12 protein-coding genes and 2 tRNA genes are annotated in these 14306 nt (G+C 65.5%); 5 read left to right on the top strand and 9 right to left on the bottom strand.

Going from position 1 to position 14306, the window contains the following annotated elements:
- Nucleotides 1–2: 2 nt before the first annotated feature.
- Nucleotides 3–2372, top strand: a complete 2370-nt coding sequence (locus ACFSCT_RS07380) for a DUF1989 domain-containing protein (RefSeq protein WP_379141477.1) — start codon at nucleotides 3–5, stop codon at nucleotides 2370–2372.
- 36 nt (nucleotides 2373–2408) lie between these two features.
- Here the strand turns inward: ACFSCT_RS07380 and ACFSCT_RS07385 are convergent, their stop codons facing one another.
- The 4 genes from ACFSCT_RS07385 to gatC are packed head-to-tail and all read right to left on the bottom strand — an operon-like array spanning nucleotide 2409 to nucleotide 5401.
- On the bottom strand, nucleotides 2409–3008 hold the full coding sequence (locus ACFSCT_RS07385; protein ID WP_379141724.1) for an N-acetylmuramoyl-L-alanine amidase: 600 nt from the start codon (nucleotides 3006–3008) through the stop codon (nucleotides 2409–2411).
- A 38-nt stretch (nucleotides 3009–3046) separates the two neighbouring features.
- Complete coding sequence (locus ACFSCT_RS07390; protein ID WP_379141479.1) at nucleotides 3047–3577, bottom strand: hypothetical protein; 531 nt, start codon at nucleotides 3575–3577, stop codon at nucleotides 3047–3049.
- 55 nt (nucleotides 3578–3632) lie between these two features.
- Nucleotides 3633–5117, bottom strand: coding sequence for an Asp-tRNA(Asn)/Glu-tRNA(Gln) amidotransferase subunit GatA (gatA, locus tag ACFSCT_RS07395; RefSeq protein WP_379141481.1), 1485 nt, complete (start codon nucleotides 5115–5117; stop codon nucleotides 3633–3635).
- Nucleotides 5114–5401: an Asp-tRNA(Asn)/Glu-tRNA(Gln) amidotransferase subunit GatC gene (gatC, locus tag ACFSCT_RS07400; protein ID WP_379141483.1), complete on the bottom strand. Its 288-nt coding sequence runs from the start codon at nucleotides 5399–5401 to the stop codon at nucleotides 5114–5116. Before gatC ends, gatA begins: the two co-directional genes overlap by 4 nt.
- 112 nt (nucleotides 5402–5513) lie before the next feature.
- Between gatC and ACFSCT_RS07405 the strand changes: the two genes are divergently transcribed.
- Together ACFSCT_RS07405 and ACFSCT_RS07410 are read left to right on the top strand one after the other, a co-directional pair.
- Nucleotides 5514–6431: an AEC family transporter gene (locus tag ACFSCT_RS07405; protein ID WP_379141485.1), complete on the top strand. Its 918-nt coding sequence runs from the start codon at nucleotides 5514–5516 to the stop codon at nucleotides 6429–6431.
- A 65-nt stretch (nucleotides 6432–6496) separates the two neighbouring features.
- Nucleotides 6497–7189, top strand: a complete 693-nt coding sequence (locus ACFSCT_RS07410) for a metal-dependent hydrolase (RefSeq protein WP_379141487.1) — start codon at nucleotides 6497–6499, stop codon at nucleotides 7187–7189.
- 21 nt (nucleotides 7190–7210) lie between these two features.
- Here the strand turns inward: ACFSCT_RS07410 and ACFSCT_RS07415 are convergent, their stop codons facing one another.
- The 5 genes from ACFSCT_RS07415 to ACFSCT_RS07435 form a co-directional block, all read right to left on the bottom strand.
- On the bottom strand, nucleotides 7211–8140 hold the full coding sequence (locus ACFSCT_RS07415) for an NAD(P)H-dependent flavin oxidoreductase (RefSeq protein WP_379141488.1): 930 nt from the start codon (nucleotides 8138–8140) through the stop codon (nucleotides 7211–7213).
- A gap of 172 nt (nucleotides 8141–8312) precedes the next feature.
- Nucleotides 8313–8387 (bottom strand) — tRNA-Val (locus tag ACFSCT_RS07420).
- 91 nt (nucleotides 8388–8478) lie between these two features.
- Nucleotides 8479–8907 carry an HU family DNA-binding protein gene (locus ACFSCT_RS07425; protein ID WP_379141489.1) on the bottom strand — a complete coding sequence of 143 codons (429 nt, stop codon included), beginning with the start codon at nucleotides 8905–8907 and terminating at the stop codon, nucleotides 8479–8481.
- Nucleotides 8908–9018: 111 nt separating this feature from the next.
- Nucleotides 9019–11433, bottom strand: a complete 2415-nt coding sequence (gene lon / locus ACFSCT_RS07430) for an endopeptidase La (RefSeq protein ID WP_379141491.1) — start codon at nucleotides 11431–11433, stop codon at nucleotides 9019–9021.
- 148 nt (nucleotides 11434–11581) lie between these two features.
- Nucleotides 11582–12916 carry an ATP-binding protein gene (locus tag ACFSCT_RS07435; protein WP_379141493.1) on the bottom strand — a complete coding sequence of 445 codons (1335 nt, stop codon included), beginning with the start codon at nucleotides 12914–12916 and terminating at the stop codon, nucleotides 11582–11584.
- 64 nt (nucleotides 12917–12980) lie between these two features.
- On the opposite strand from ACFSCT_RS07435, the gene ACFSCT_RS07440 reads away from it, so the two are divergent.
- Both ACFSCT_RS07440 and ACFSCT_RS07445 read left to right on the top strand, forming a co-directional pair.
- Entirely contained in the window at nucleotides 12981–13853 is an 873-nt protein-coding gene (locus tag ACFSCT_RS07440) for an MBL fold metallo-hydrolase (RefSeq protein ID WP_379141495.1), read from the top strand.
- Nucleotides 13854–13920: 67 nt separating this feature from the next.
- Nucleotides 13921–13995 (top strand) — tRNA-Asn (locus tag ACFSCT_RS07445).
- Nucleotides 13996–14306 lie beyond the last annotated feature (311 nt).

Below are 14306 nucleotides of genomic sequence, written 5' to 3' on the forward strand. Positions count from 1 at the left end.
ACATGAACGACCTTCGCCCCGCCATGTTCCGCGCCGGCCCGCCCCGCGCCAGCCAGATCCGGCTGCCGGGGCTCGCCCCCTTCGCCGGTGGCGCGGAACGCACCGTGGTGCCGGGCGGCGGCATGGCGGTGATGCCGGTCGCGGCCGGCGACAGGCTGCGGATCACCAACAGCGAGGGCGGGCAGCGGTGCGAGTTGCTGGCCGCGGACTCCGATGGCCGGATCGACATGGCCGTTCTGGGCACCGTCGGCGATACCGACGCCGCCGGGATCCGCGCGCTTCTGACCAGCGATCAGGCCAGCCTGAAGCGGTTGCGGGGTCGTCTGGCCGCGCGCGGTATCGGGCTCGAGGGCGCGAAGGGCGCCGGGCTGTTCGGGGCGGATTCGCCCGCCGGCGATCATCAGGAATTCACCGCGACGCGCGACGGGCTGGTCATCGTGGCCGCCCCCGGCAACGCCATGTCGCCATGGGATCAGGACACGCTGTCGCCGCTGACCGTGGTGATCACCCGCGCGGCGCGGCAGGGCAAGCTGCGCCGCCCCCTGCCCGAGCCGCTGGCCGATCCCGGGCTTGACCTGCGCGTCGCATCAGCCACCGCGCGGGCGTACCGGGTAAAGGCGGGCGATTATATCCAGATCATCGACATCGACGGCCGGCAATGCACCGATTTTCAGGCCTTTGACGCGCGCAAGCTGGATCAGGGCATCACCCACCCGCTGGACATGACCACCACGCGGACGCTTCAGGGCCGCGACTATGCCATGCCGGGGCTGCACGGCAAATTCTTCGATCAGGACATGGTGCCGCTGATCGAGGTGGTGCAGGACACCTGCGGCCGTCACGACGCCTTTGCCATGGCCTGCGCGGCCAAATATTACGACGACATCGGCTATCCCGGTCATCCCAACTGCTCGACCAATTTCAACGGCGCATTGGCCGATTACGGCGCCGAACAGCGTCCCGGCTGGATGGCGATGAATTTCTTCTTCAACACCCGGATCGACGAACACGGCGTGATGTATATCGACGAGCCATGGTCGCGGCCCGGCGATTATGTGCTGATGCGGGCGCTGACCGATCTGGTCTGCGTCAGCTCTGCCTGCCCCGACGACACCACGCCCGCCAATGGCTGGGATCTGACCGATATTCATGTGCGGACCTATGACGGGGCCGAGAAATTTCAGCGCGCCACCGCATGGCGCGCCACGCCGGAGGCCATGCCGATCATGACGCGCGAAACGCCATTCCACGACAGCTTCGCCGCCCTGACGCGCGATTTCGTCGAATACAAGGGGTTCTGGCTGCCGAACAGCTTCCCCTCGGTCGGGACGCTGGGCGAATATTGGGCCTGCCGCGAAAAGGCGGTCGTCATGGATCTGTCGCCGCTGCGCAAGTTCGAGGTGACCGGCCCCGATGCCGAGGCGCTGATGAACCATGCCGTCACCCGCGACATGGAAAAGCTGGCGCAGGGGCAGGTCGTCTATACCGCCATGTGCTATCCCCACGGCGGCATGCTGGACGATGGCACGGTTTTCCGGCTGGGACGCGACAATTTTCGCTGGATCGGCGGCAGCGATCTGGGCGGTGAGCATCTGCGCGAGCTGGCCGACCAGCTTGGGCTGAAGGTCATGATCCGCTCGTCCACCGACCAGCTTGGCAATCTTGCCGTGCAGGGGCCGGCCAGCCGCGAAATTCTGTCCCAGATCGTCTGGACCGCACCGCATCAGACCGCGTTCGGGGAACTCGAATGGTTCCGCTTTACCGTCGCGCGGATCGGTGGCCCCTCGGGCCCGCCGGTCGTGGTGTCGCGCACCGGCTATACCGGCGAATTGGGATATGAGGTCTTTTGCCATCCGAAGGACGCCAAGGAGGTCTTTGACGCGATCTGGCAGGCGGGCGAGCCGTTCGGGATGCAGCCGATGGGGCTTGCCGCGCTCGATATGGTGCGGATCGAGTCCGGGCTGATCTTCGCCGGCTATGATTTCAGCGACCAGACCGACCCGTTCGAGGCCGGCATCGGCTTTACCGTGCCGCTGAAATCCAAAGCTGCCGATTTTGTCGGGCGCGAGGCGCTGCAACGCCGCAAGGACCACCCCAGCCACCGCTTTGTCGGGCTGGAGATCGACGGCAATCTGGATGTGGGCCACGGCGACGGCATCTATCTGGGCCGGGCGCAGGTCGGCGTCGTGACCTCATCGACCCGCTCGCCGATCCTGTCGAAAAACGTGGCGCTGGCGCGCGTCGATATCGCCCATGCCGCGCCGGGCACGGAACTGGAGGTCGGCAAGCTCGACGGCGCGCAAAAGCGTCTGCCGGCGAAGATCGTGCCGCTGTCCTTCTATGATCCGCAAAAGACCAAGCCGCGCTCCTGAGATGCCGTCCTGAGACGCGGTCCTGAGATGCGGGCGTCAGCCCGGTAACCGCGCCACCGCATCGGCGATACGCCGGTCGGTCTCGGTCTCGGCCCCGCGCGCGCCCGGACGAAACCGCAGGCGAAACGCGGCCAGACGCTGCGCCGCATCGGCGGGGGGATAGCCGATCGCATCCAGACTTTCGGCCAGCGGCGCGTTCCGGCCCGGGGCGTCGGGCCAGACCGAAAGGCCCATCAAGGCCAGCCGCCGCCAATCAAAGCGCGGACCGGGGTCGATCTTGCGCCCCACGGCCAGATCCGAATGGGCGATCACACCGGCTTTCGGGATAGACCAGCGGTCGAATATCCCGCGCAGGACCGTCTCGAGCGTCAGCATCTGCGGCGCGGTAAAGGGGCGGTCGCCGGGGTTGTCCAGCTCGATCCCGATCGAACGGCTGTTCACATCGTCACGCCCGCGCCATGCCCCCGCCCCCGCATGCCACGCGCGCAGGCTTTCATCCACAAGCTGCTCGGCCCCGCCATTCGCGTCGATCAGCCAATGCGCCGAAACCTCGGCCACGGGATCGCACAGCCGTGCCCGGGCGCCGGCGCAATCGGCCATGCCGGTATAATGCAGGACGATCAGTTCGGGCCGCATGCCGTCACGGCGCGGCCCGTGATTGGGCGAAGGAAAGCTCACAACCGGCGGGGGTTCGGATCCCAGCCGCAGACAAAGCCGTCGCCATCCGGATCCATCCCGGCCGGATCCTGCGCCGGACCGCCCCGCGACAGGAACGCGAGTTGCGCCGCGTCGATCGAGGTATAGGCGGCACAGGCGCGTGCGGCGCGCGACATGTCGGCGGGCGCGGAACGGCTCCAGACCCGGGTTCCGGGCTGATGTTTGACCGAATTGGCATAGCGCGTCAGCGCGGGAACCGAGCCGGGATAGGGTCCGCTGGTCACCGCGCCCTTGGCAGGCACGACAACGGTCGCGGGGGCCGCGGGGGCCGCGACAACGGTGACCGGCGCGGTGCCCATGATCTCGGCGGGGGTGGGTGCGTTGGCGGGCAGCGCCACCGGAATGGTTTGCGATTCCCGTTTGACCTGCCCGGACAGGACGGTTTCGCGGTATGCCTTGTATTCCGCGTAGCGCGGGTTGTTCGCGCATCCGGTGATCGCGATCAGCGCACCAAGCGCGACCGGTATCAGGTATTTTGCCTGCCCCATCCCTGTCCCCTTGCTTATCCCTGTGTCAGCCGGTCGGGCCGGCTGCCGTGCCAGCCTACCACCACCGGTCCGGGCGCGCCACAAATCCCGCTGCGCGTTCAAGAACTTCGGCATGGTTCAGCAAACCGGCCTCGTCCCAGGGACGGCCGATCAGTTGCAGCCCCAGCGGCAGCCCCTGCGCGTCAAGACCCACCGGCACCGAAATGCCCGGCAGTCCGGCAAGGTTCACGGTAACGGTGAAAACGTCGTTCAGATACATCTGCACCGGATCGGCGTCCTGCATCTCGCCCAGACCAAAGGCCGCGCTGGGGGTGGCTGGGGTCAGGATCGCGTCGACGCCCTGTGCAAAGGCCTGATCGAAATCGCCCTTGATCAGCGCGCGGACCCGGCGGGCGCGGTTGTAATAGGCGTCATAGAACCCCGCCGACAGCACATAGGTGCCGATCATCACCCGGCGCTGAACCTCGGCGCCAAAGCCTTCGGCGCGGGTTTTCTCGTACATCTCGGTAATGCCGTCACCGGCCGACAGCTTGGCCCGGCGGCCATAGCGCACCCCGTCATAGCGGGCGAGGTTCGAGGACGCCTCGGCCGGCGCGATGACGTAATAGGCCGGCAGCGCGTATTTCGTATGCGGCAGCGAGATGTCGACGATCTCGGCCCCCGCATCGCGCAGCATCTCGGCACCCTTCTGCCACAGCGCGTCGATTTCCGCCGGCATCCCGTCCATGCGGTATTCGCGCGGAATGCCGATCCGCTTGCCGCGGATATCACCGCTCAGCGCGGCTTCGTAATCGGGTACCGGATAGTCGGCGCTGGTCGAATCCTTCGGGTCGACCGAGGCCATCGCGCCCAGCATGATCGCCGCATCGCGGACCGTGCGGGTCATTGGGCCGGCCTGATCGAGGCTCGAGGCAAATGCCACCACCCCCCAACGGCTGACCCGGCCATAGGTCGGCTTCAGCCCGACCGTGCCGGTGAAGGCCGCCGGCTGGCGGATCGAGCCGCCGGTATCGGTGCCCGTCGCCCCCAGACACAGCCCCGCCGCCACAGCCGCGGCCGAGCCGCCGGACGAGCCGCCGGCGGTCAGCGCCGCATCGCTGCCCTTGCGCCGCCACGGGTTCACCGCCGGGCCGTAGACGCTCGATTCGTTCGAACTGCCCATGGCAAATTCGTCCATGTTCAGCTTGCCCAGCATGACGGCGCCCACGTCCCACAGGTTGCGGGTCACGGTCGATTCATATTCCGGGCGGAAGCCTTCCAGAATGCGGCTGGCGGCCTGGGTCGGCACGCCCTGCACGCAGAACAGGTCCTTGATCCCCAGCGGAATGCCGCAAAGCGCCGGCGCATCGCCCGCTTTCAGGCGCTGGTCGGCGGCCGCCGCCATCTCGCGCGCCTGATCGGCGGTATGGTGGACAAAGGCGTTCAGCGCGCCCGCGCCCTCGATCTGGGTCAGGCAGGCGTCGGTGATCTGGGCCGAGGTCACCTCGCCCTTGCGCAGGTTGTCGCGGGCCGCGGCGATGGTCAGGTCGTTCAGGCTCATTCCACCACCTTAGGCACGGCAAAAAACCCCTCGCGCGCGTCGGGCGCGTTCTTCAGGATACGCGCCTGCATTTTTCCGTCGGTCACCACGTCCGCGCGCCGCTTGAGCCGCATCGGCTCGACGCCGGTCATCGGCTCGACGCCGGTGACATCGACCTCGTTGAGCTGTTCCATGAAGCTCAGGATCCCGCTCAGGCTTTGCGCCAGACGCGGCAGATCCGCATCGGCCACGGCGATGCGGGCCAGTTTCGCGACCTTCTTGGCCTCGGATTCAGAGATGGACATCGGCTAATCCTTTTCGTTGCGGCCGGTTTATCCTCCGCATCCCGGCTGGGCAAGCAGTCGCAGGCCCAAAACGGCAATTGACCTTGCATCCCGGTGCTTTCACTGTGGCGCCATGCATTTCGCCCTGATGATCCTGCCCACGATTCTGGTTATCCTGTGTGGGCATTTCGTGCGGCGTTACGGCATCGTTCCGGCCGCGCAATGGCCGGGCATCGAGACGCTGAGCTTTCGGGTCCTGTTTCCGGCGATCCTGATCGTATCGATCCTGCATTCGCCGTTGCAGATTTCGACGGTCGGCCCCATGACCATCGCGGTGGCGCTGGCCTTTGCGGTGACCGGCGGGCTGATTTTCGTCCTGCACGGCCCGATCCGCCGCGCCGGGCTGGATGATCCGGGCTTTACGACGCTGTTCCAGACCGCGCTGCGCTTCAACGGCCTGCTGGTGCTGGCGCTTGCCTCCGACATCACCGGCCCCGAGGGGTTGGCGCTGATCTCGGTCGTGGTGGCGTTGACCGTGCCGGTCATCAACATCGTCAGCATCGTGGTTCTTGCGCGCTATGGCCGGGGGCAGGCGACGCTGCGCAGCGTCGCGGCGCAGGTGGCGCGCAACCCGATGGTTCAGGGCTGCGGCATCGGGGTGTTTCTGAACCTGAGCGGCATCGGCCTGCCGGATTTCCTGCTGAAACCGCTGGAGATGATGGGTCAGGCGGCTCTTGCCGTGGGGCTTCTGGCGGTGGGCGCCGGCATCCAGATCCGGCGGCTGTGGGCGCGGTCGGGCTGGATGTGGCTTGGCATCGGCATGCGCCTGTTGTTCTGCCCTGCCGTGTTTCTGATCATCGCCACCGCCATGGGGCTAAGCGGTTTGCCGCTTCTGGCGGGGCTGATCACGGTCGCCATGCCGACCGCAACCGCAGGCTTCATCATCGCCCGGCAAATGGGTGGTGACGCGGAACTTTATGCCGACATAATGACTTGGCAAACGGTACTCTCGGCACTGACCATTCCGATATGGCTTTGGGCGCTGTCCTGAACCACGGGGAAGGCGGCACGCCGGGCAGCGGCGGCGCCGGAAAAACGCGACGAAAGGAACGGGCGATGAAACTGACATGGCTGGGACATTCCGGTTTTCGGCTGGAAATCGAGGATGCGGTGATACTGATCGACCCCTGGCTGTCCGGGAACCCGGTTTTCCCCGAGGAACGGCGCGCCGAGGCGATCAAGGATGCGACCCATATCCTGTTGACCCATGGCCATGGCGATCACGTGGGCGACGCCCTGTCGATCGCCAAGGAAAAGAAGATCCCCGTCGTCGGCATCTACGACCTGATCAACTTCTGGACCGATCACGAGGAAATTCAGGGCATCGGCTTTAACAAGGGCGGCACGGTCGATCTGGGCGGCGCCCGGGTGACGATGGTCAACGCCACCCATTCGTCGTCGCTGCAAGGCGCCGAGGGGCCGATCTATGCCGGCCATGAATCGGGCTATATGATCGCGGGCGACGACCATGTGATCTATGTCTCGGGCGATACCGACATCATGGCCGACATGGAATGGATGGGCGAATACCACAAGCCCGACATCGGCATTCTATGCGCCGGAGGTCATTTTACCATGGACATGGACCGCGCGGCATGGGCGGCGCGGAAATACTTTGATTTCAAGACCGTGATCCCCTGCCATTACCGCACCTTCCCGCTTTTGGCCCAGAATGCCGAGCCGCTGGTCAAGGGGCTTCCGGGCGTCAAGGTGATCGAGCCCGAGGTGATGCAGCCGATCGCGCTGTAAGCGCCGAACCGATCGCCGGTCTCAGATGCCCGCAAGCCGTTTGCGGGCATCCTGATATTCGGCGATCAGCCGGGCGACCAGATCGGCGGCGGCGGGAATATCGTCGATTCCGGCGACACCATGCCCGGCTGACCAGACCGTCTTCCAGGCCTTCGCCTCTTCATCCATGTTCAGATCGCCGTGCTTGGCCAGATTGTCGGGGTCCAGCCCGACGGCGCGGATACTGTCGCGCAGAAAGTTCGCGCTGACGCCGCTGATCGCGTCGGTATAAACCACGTCGCCGGCCGCCGCGCCGACGATCATCTGCTTGTATTCGGGCTGCGCCAGCGATTCCCGCGTGGCGATGAAGCGCGTGCCCAGATAGGCCATGTCGGCGCCCATCGCCTGCGCCGCCAGCACCTGACCGCCGGTGTTGATCGCACCCGCCAGAACGATGGTCTTGTCGAAGAACCGCCTGAGTTCGGTTACCAGCGCGAACGGGCTGAGCGTGCCCGCATGGCCCCCCGCCCCGGCGGCGACGGCGATGATTCCGTCCACACCGGCCTCGGCCGCCTTCTGCCCGTGACGCGCCTTGATCACATCGTGAAAGACCAGACCGCCATAGCCGTGAACGTGATCGACCAGATCCCGCACGGCGCCCAGCGAGGTGATGACCAAGGGCACCTTTTCCTCGGCGCAGATCGCCAGATCGGCCATCAGCCGCGGGTTCGAATTATGCACGATCAGGTTGACCGCGAAGGGCGCCGCGTCCGGCGTATCGGCCAGACGTGCCCTGATCTCGCGCAGCCAGTCGCGAAACCCTTCCGAGCTGCGCTGATTCAACGCCGGGAACGCGCCGATCATGCCGGCGCGGCAGGTTTCGACCACCAGATCGGGCCCCGAGACCAGAAACATGGGCGAAGCGATGGCGGGCAGGCGCAGGCGGCCGGCGAAGGCGTCAGGAAGTGACATCGGCGATCCCTAAGATTTCATTGGCCGCGATGCTGGCCCGGGGTTTCGCCTGCGTCAATGCGCCTTGCGCCCGGCGCGGGCCTACCGGACGCAACGTCCCCAAGGCGGGGCAACGCCGCGCCACGGTGCAAACACGGGGGCAAACACGGGGCAAAACGGTAAATAAGGGAAATGGTGGGCGATAACGGATTTGAACCGCTGACATCTTCGATGTGAACGAAGCGCTCTACCGCTGAGCTAATCGCCCGTGGCGGGCTAGATAGCCTCTGCCGCCAGCGGCTGCAAGAGGCTTTTGCAACCCGGGGATCTGCACCGTCGTATGCCGGGATCAGACGGGACTATTCATCGTCGTCGTCATCGGCATCGGCGGTGGCTGCCACGCCGTCGCGGGTCTTGCGGCGCAGGCGCAGGATCAGCACCTCGCCATTGTCCAGATCCTTCTGGCGGCTGACGCGGGCCTTGCCAAAGGGCGGCAGCGCGACCGTCTCGCCGGCCGCGAAGGCCGCGCCCAGTTGTTCCAGCGTGGCTTCGATCACGGGTTTCGCCTCGCGGCGGGTGACACCGCTGGCGGCGACGACGCGGGCGATGAAATCCTTCTTGTGCAAGGTGACCATCGGCGCGGTGACCGGCTTGGTCCGGCTCGCCGACACCGGCTTTTTCTCTGCGGATTTCGCTGTAGCCTTCGCTGCGGCCTTCTCTGCTGTCTTTTCTGCGGCCGGGGCGGCCTTCTTCTCGGCGGGTGGATCGGATTTCTTCCGATGAGCCATCTCGGATCACTCCTGAAACTGCGCGTATCATCTGCGCTACGCATAGCAGAATTATCAAAGGCTGCCGAATGTAAACATCCGGCAGCCCTGTTTTTTTCGGCCTGACCTGACCTAATGGGCCAGGACGCCCCCGACATCGCCGCCGCGTTGCGCGGCAACCCGCGCGGCCTCGGCAGCTTCTTCGGCGGCTTCATCCCATTCGATCGGTTCGGGCATCCGCACCAGCGCGTGTTTCAGCACCTCGCGGACCGATGAGACCGGGATGATCTTCATGCCTTCCTTGACGTTTGCCGGGATTTCGGCAAGGTCCTTTTCGTTATCGGCCGGGATCAGCACCGTCTTGATGCCGCCCCGCAGCGCCGCCAGCAGCTTTTCCTTCAGCCCGCCGATGGCCAGCGCATTGCCGCGCAGCGTCACCTCGCCGGTCATCGCCACGTCCTTGCGGACCGGGATGCCCGTCATCACCGACACGACCGAGGTCACCATCGCCAGACCGGCCGACGGGCCGTCCTTGGGCGTCGCGCCTTCGGGCACGTGGACGTGGATGTCACGCCGCTCGAACTCCGGCGGACGAATCCCCAGTTCAGGGGCGACCGAGCGCACGAAGCTGGAAGCCGCGTCGATCGATTCCTTCATCACCTCGCCCAGTTTCCCGGTCGTCTTCATCCGGCCCTTGCCCGGCAGTTTCAGCGCCTCGATCTGCAGCAGATCGCCGCCGACCTGGGTCCAGGCCAGCCCGGTGACGACACCGACCTGATCCTCTTTCTCGGCCAGACCATAGCGGTGCCGACGAACGCCAAGATATTCCTCGGCCTTCTCGGGGGTCACCTCGACGGATTTGACCTTGCCCTTCAGGATCTCGGTCACGGCCTTGCGGGCCAGTTTCGCGATTTCCCGTTCCAGCGACCGCACGCCCGCCTCGCGGGTATAGTAGCGGATCACATGGGTCAGCGCCGCATCCGAAACCGAGAACTCACCCTTGCGCAGACCGTTGGCGTTGATCTGCTTGGGCAGCAGGTGCTGCCGGGCGATTTCGCGTTTTTCATCCTCGGTATAGCCGGCCAGCGGGATGATCTCCATCCGGTCCAGAAGCGGCCCCGGCATGTTGTAGCTGTTGGCCGTGGTCACGAACATCACGTTCGACAGGTCGTATTCCACCTCGAGATAGTGGTCCACGAAGGTCGAGTTCTGTTCGGGATCCAGAACCTCCAGCATCGCCGAAGCCGGGTCGCCACGGAAATCCTGCCCCATCTTGTCGATTTCATCGAGCAGGATAAGCGGGTTCGTGGTCTTGGCCTTTTTCAGCGCCTGGATGATCTTGCCCGGCATTGAGCCGATATAGGTCCGGCGGTGACCGCGGATCTCGGATTCGTCGCGCACCCCGCCAAGCGAAATGCGGATGAACTCGCGCCCCGTGGCTTTGGCCACCGACCGCCCAAGGCTGGTCTTACCGACGCCCGGAGGGCCGACAAGGCACAGGATCGGGCCTTTCAGCTTGGCCGAACGGTTCTGAACCGCCAGATATTCGACGATCCGTTCCTTGACCTTCTCCAGACCGTAATGGTCGACGTTCAGCACCTCTTCGGCTTTGCTGAGGTCCTTCTTGGTGCGCGACTTCACGCCCCATGGCAGCGCCAGAAGCCAGTCGAGATAGTTGCGGCTGACCGTCGCTTCGGCCGACATCGGCGACATCGACTTCAGCTTTTTCAGCTCGGCATTGGCCTTTTCACGGGCTTCCTTGCTGAACTTGGTCTTTTCGATCCGTGCTTCCAGCTCGGCAACCTCGTTCTGGCCGTCCTCGCCGTCGCCGAGTTCCTTCTGAATGGCCTTGATCTGCTCATTCAGATAGTATTCGCGCTGCGTCCGCTCCATCTGGTTCTTGACGCGCGACTTGATCTTTTTCTCGACCTGCAGAACGGACATCTCGCCCTGCATCAGGCCATAGACCTGTTCCAGACGCTCGGCCACGTTCAGGGTTTCAAGCAATTCCTGCTTGCGGGGCACCTCAATGCCCAGATGGCCGGACACGAGGTCGGCCAGACGGGCGGGTTCGCGCGTCTCGGCGATGGCGGCGACGGCCTCTTCGGGGATGTTCTTGCGCACTTTCGCATAGCGCTCGAACTCATCGCCGACCGTGCGCACAAGCGCGGTCAGGGTATCGCTGTCGCCCGGCTCTTCCGCCAGTTCGACCGCCTCAGCCTCAAAATAATTCTCGTTCTCGACGAAATCGGTGATGGTCACGCGGGATTTGCCCTCGACCAGAACCTTGACGGTTCCGTCCGGCAGCTTCAGCAGTTGCAGGACATTGGCCAGAACACCGGCCCGGAAGATATCCTTCTGGTCCGGATCATCGACCGAGGCATCCTTTTGCGCGGCCAGCAGGATCGGGCGATCCTGCGACATCACTTCTTCCAATGCGCGCACCGATTTCTCGCGCCCCACGAACAGGGGAACGATCATATGCGGGAACACCACAATGTCCCGCAGCGGCAACACCGGATAGGTAGCAGCGTTAAGTTCACTCATCGGATATCGGTCCTTTCTTGCCCGAGGGGGCGTCCCCAAGATTGGCGGATCGCACCCTCCGCGAGACCAAATCTAGGGGTTTGCGGCGCACGGTTCAATGGTTCGTCGCGTGAAGCCATCCGCAAGCCCGGCGGGCGTGGCCATACGGTCAGCGCGGGATGACGATTTCGGCCCGAAGCCCCTTCAATTGCCGCCCCTCGGTCAGGCGAAGCTGGCCGCCATGGGCGCGCGCCACATCGGCGGCGATCGACAGGCCAAGCCCCACACCCGAGCCGCGATCCTGATTGCGGGACTTGTCCAGACGGGTGAACGGGCGCACGGCTTCTTCGCGGCGGTCCTCGGGGATGCCGGGGCCGTCATCCTCGACGGTGATGCGCAGGCTGCGCGGGCCAAGCGTGGCATCGACCACCGCCCGGCCGCCATAGCGCACGGCATTGCCGATCAGGTTCTCGATCGCGCGGCGCAGCGAGCCGCTGCGGAACATGGCGGTGCCCTGCCCCGTCATCGCGCCCAGTTCGACCGGCTGGCCGGCGCGGCGGGCATCGGCCACGATGTTGCGCACGAACTCCATCGCATCGGCCTGTTCGGCCGGGGATTGCTGCACCTCGTCGCGGGTGAACGCCAGAAACGCATCGACCAGCCCGGCCATCTCGTCGACGTCACCTTCAAGCGCGGCGATGTCCTGCCGGTCCGGCGGAACGTCATCGGACAGCATCGACAGACCCAGCCGCATCCGCGTGAGCGGCGTGCGCAGATCGTGGCTGATCCCCGACAACATCAGGGTCCGCTGTTCGTTCAGACGCTCCAGCCGGTTGCGCATGTCCAGAAACGCCGCTCCGGCGCTGCGGATCTCGACCGCGCCCTGTGGCCGGAACGGGATCACCCGCCCCTTGCCGAATTCCTCGGCCGCGCGGGCAAGGCGGCGAATCGGCCGCAACTGATTGCGCAGAAACACCGACGCCACGCCCGACATCACCAGCGAGGTGAAGATCATCAGCACCAGCAATTGATGCGGGTTCGAGGCGCTGACCCGGCGCCGGTCGAAATCCAGCCGAAACGGCCCCCAGCGGCCATCAAGCGTCACGCTTACCTGCCGCTTGTCGCCCAGATCAATCGCCCGGACATTCGGCACCGTCTTGCGCAGCTCGTCGGCCAGGTAATAGCCGGACAGGTCATCCCATGCGCGCCGCTCGGGCGGGTCGGCCGGGGTCGGCAGGGTCAGGGACAGCCCCAGAGGTGCCGCGACCTCCTGCCCGCGCGCGACCGCCGTCACCAGATCCGGCGCCGTCTCGATCCGCGCCGACACGAACGCCAGTTCGCGCGCCATGCTGTCGGTCATCTGACGGGTCACGCCCTCGAAATGGCGCTGAAGGAAAACCACAGTGACCACCAGGATCACCGTGACCATCGGCAGCAACAGGATCAGCGCGGCCCGGCCGTAAAGCCCGCGCGGCATCATCCGCTTCAGCCAGTCGAAATTCATTTCGCCCCTTTCGGCAAGCCGCTAGGTTGCAACCATATCGCGCCGGCCCCAAGGATGGAACGTCATGAAGATGCAACGCCTCATCGCCCCCAATCCGGGGCCTTTGACCGGGACCGGCACCAACACCTATCTGCTCGGCGACGGTGACGCGCTTGCCCTAATCGACCCGGGCCCCGACGATTCGCGGCATCGCGCGGCGATCATCGCGGCGTTGCGCCCCGGCCAGCGCATCAGCCACATTTTCGTGACCCACCCGCACCGCGATCATTCCGAGGGCGCCACAGCACTGGCCACGGCCACCGGCGCGCAGGTGCTGGCCTTCGGGACGCCCGACTCGGGGCGCTCGGCGGCGATGCGGCGGCTGGCTGCGCAGGGTCCGCTTGGCGGGTCCGAAGGGGTTGATGCCGGCTTTCGCCCCGATCAGTCGCTGACCGACGGCCAGATCGTGACCGGCGAGGACTGGCAACTTACCGCGCTGCATACCCCGGGGCATTTCGGCGCGCATCTGTGCTTTGCCCATCCCGGCGCGCAGGGCCCCGAGGTGTTCAGCGGCGATCTGGTGATGGGCTGGGCGACGACGCTGATCTCGCCCCCCGACGGGGATCTGCTGGATTTCTTCCGCTCGCTCGACAGGCTGGCGGGGCTGGCGGCGGCGCGGCTGCACCCAGGCCATGGCGAGCCGGTGACCGAGGTCGCCGCGCGGCTGGACGCGCTTGCCCGGCACCGCCGCGCCCGCACCGGCCAGATCATGCGGGCGCTGGATGACGGCCCGGCCAGCGCCGCCGAACTGGCCGCGCGGATCTATACCGACCTGCCCCCCGCCCTTCTGCCCGCGGCGACCCGCAACGTTCTGGCCCATCTTCTGGCCCTTGCCGATCTGGGCGCCGTCACCGCCCGCGGCCCGATCGCCGCCGACGCGATATTCGAACGCAGCTGAAAGCCAAAAAAACTTGCCCGCCCCCTCTGGACGGGTCGTCACGGTGCCGATATACACCGCCCCGTGTTCCGGCGTAGCTCAGCGGTAGAGCAGTTGACTGTTAATCAATTGGTCGTAGGTTCGATCCCTACCGCCGGAGCCAAAATCTCAGCATATCGTTGAAATGATGGCAGTTTTCTGCGTCAGGTGATACGGCCACGACGCAGATGCACATGGACGCGCAGAATTGCGCGCATATCGGCCGTGCGATCGTGGTGACATCAGGCGCCCCGCGCAGCCTGTCCCTCTTCATCAAGCCGTTTTTATGTTTCGCGCCGCGAACACACGTCCTCCGCAAAATTGCAGAGACGAGCCGGCGCCTTTCAGCCCTCCAGCTAGACGATCCCGTTTGCCAGCAGATTCACAGAACTATGCCTCAGATGACTTGAATCTTTCCAAAGGATTGTTGGAACC

The sequence above is a fragment of the Paracoccus pacificus genome (genome assembly GCF_042680785.1).
In the GTDB taxonomy this organism is placed as follows: Bacteria; Pseudomonadota; Alphaproteobacteria; order Rhodobacterales; family Rhodobacteraceae; genus Paracoccus; species Paracoccus pacificus.

What these genes read in the sequence shown, in the direction of transcription:
- ACFSCT_RS07440 (WP_379141495.1), top strand. Translation starts at nt 12,981, where the DNA reads ATGAAGATGCAACGCCTCATCGCCCCCAATCCGGGGCCTTTGACCGGG.
- ACFSCT_RS07405 (WP_379141485.1), top strand. Translation starts at nt 5,514, where the DNA reads ATGCATTTCGCCCTGATGATCCTGCCCACGATTCTGGTTATCCTGTGT.
- ACFSCT_RS07410 (WP_379141487.1), top strand. Translation starts at nt 6,497, where the DNA reads ATGAAACTGACATGGCTGGGACATTCCGGTTTTCGGCTGGAAATCGAG.
- ACFSCT_RS07435 (WP_379141493.1), bottom strand. Translation starts at nt 12,916, where the DNA reads ATGAATTTCGACTGGCTGAAGCGGATGATGCCGCGCGGGCTTTACGGC.
- ACFSCT_RS07415 (WP_379141488.1), bottom strand. Translation starts at nt 8,140, where the DNA reads ATGTCACTTCCTGACGCCTTCGCCGGCCGCCTGCGCCTGCCCGCCATC.
- ACFSCT_RS07380 (WP_379141477.1), top strand. Translation starts at nt 3, where the DNA reads ATGAACGACCTTCGCCCCGCCATGTTCCGCGCCGGCCCGCCCCGCGCC.
- ACFSCT_RS07385 (WP_379141724.1), bottom strand. Translation starts at nt 3,008, where the DNA reads ATGCGGCCCGAACTGATCGTCCTGCATTATACCGGCATGGCCGATTGC.
- ACFSCT_RS07425 (WP_379141489.1), bottom strand. Translation starts at nt 8,907, where the DNA reads ATGGCTCATCGGAAGAAATCCGATCCACCCGCCGAGAAGAAGGCCGCC.
- gatC (WP_379141483.1), bottom strand. Translation starts at nt 5,401, where the DNA reads ATGTCCATCTCTGAATCCGAGGCCAAGAAGGTCGCGAAACTGGCCCGC.
- lon (WP_379141491.1), bottom strand. Translation starts at nt 11,433, where the DNA reads ATGAGTGAACTTAACGCTGCTACCTATCCGGTGTTGCCGCTGCGGGAC.
- gatA (WP_379141481.1), bottom strand. Translation starts at nt 5,117, where the DNA reads ATGAGCCTGAACGACCTGACCATCGCCGCGGCCCGCGACAACCTGCGC.
- ACFSCT_RS07390 (WP_379141479.1), bottom strand. Translation starts at nt 3,577, where the DNA reads ATGGGGCAGGCAAAATACCTGATACCGGTCGCGCTTGGTGCGCTGATC.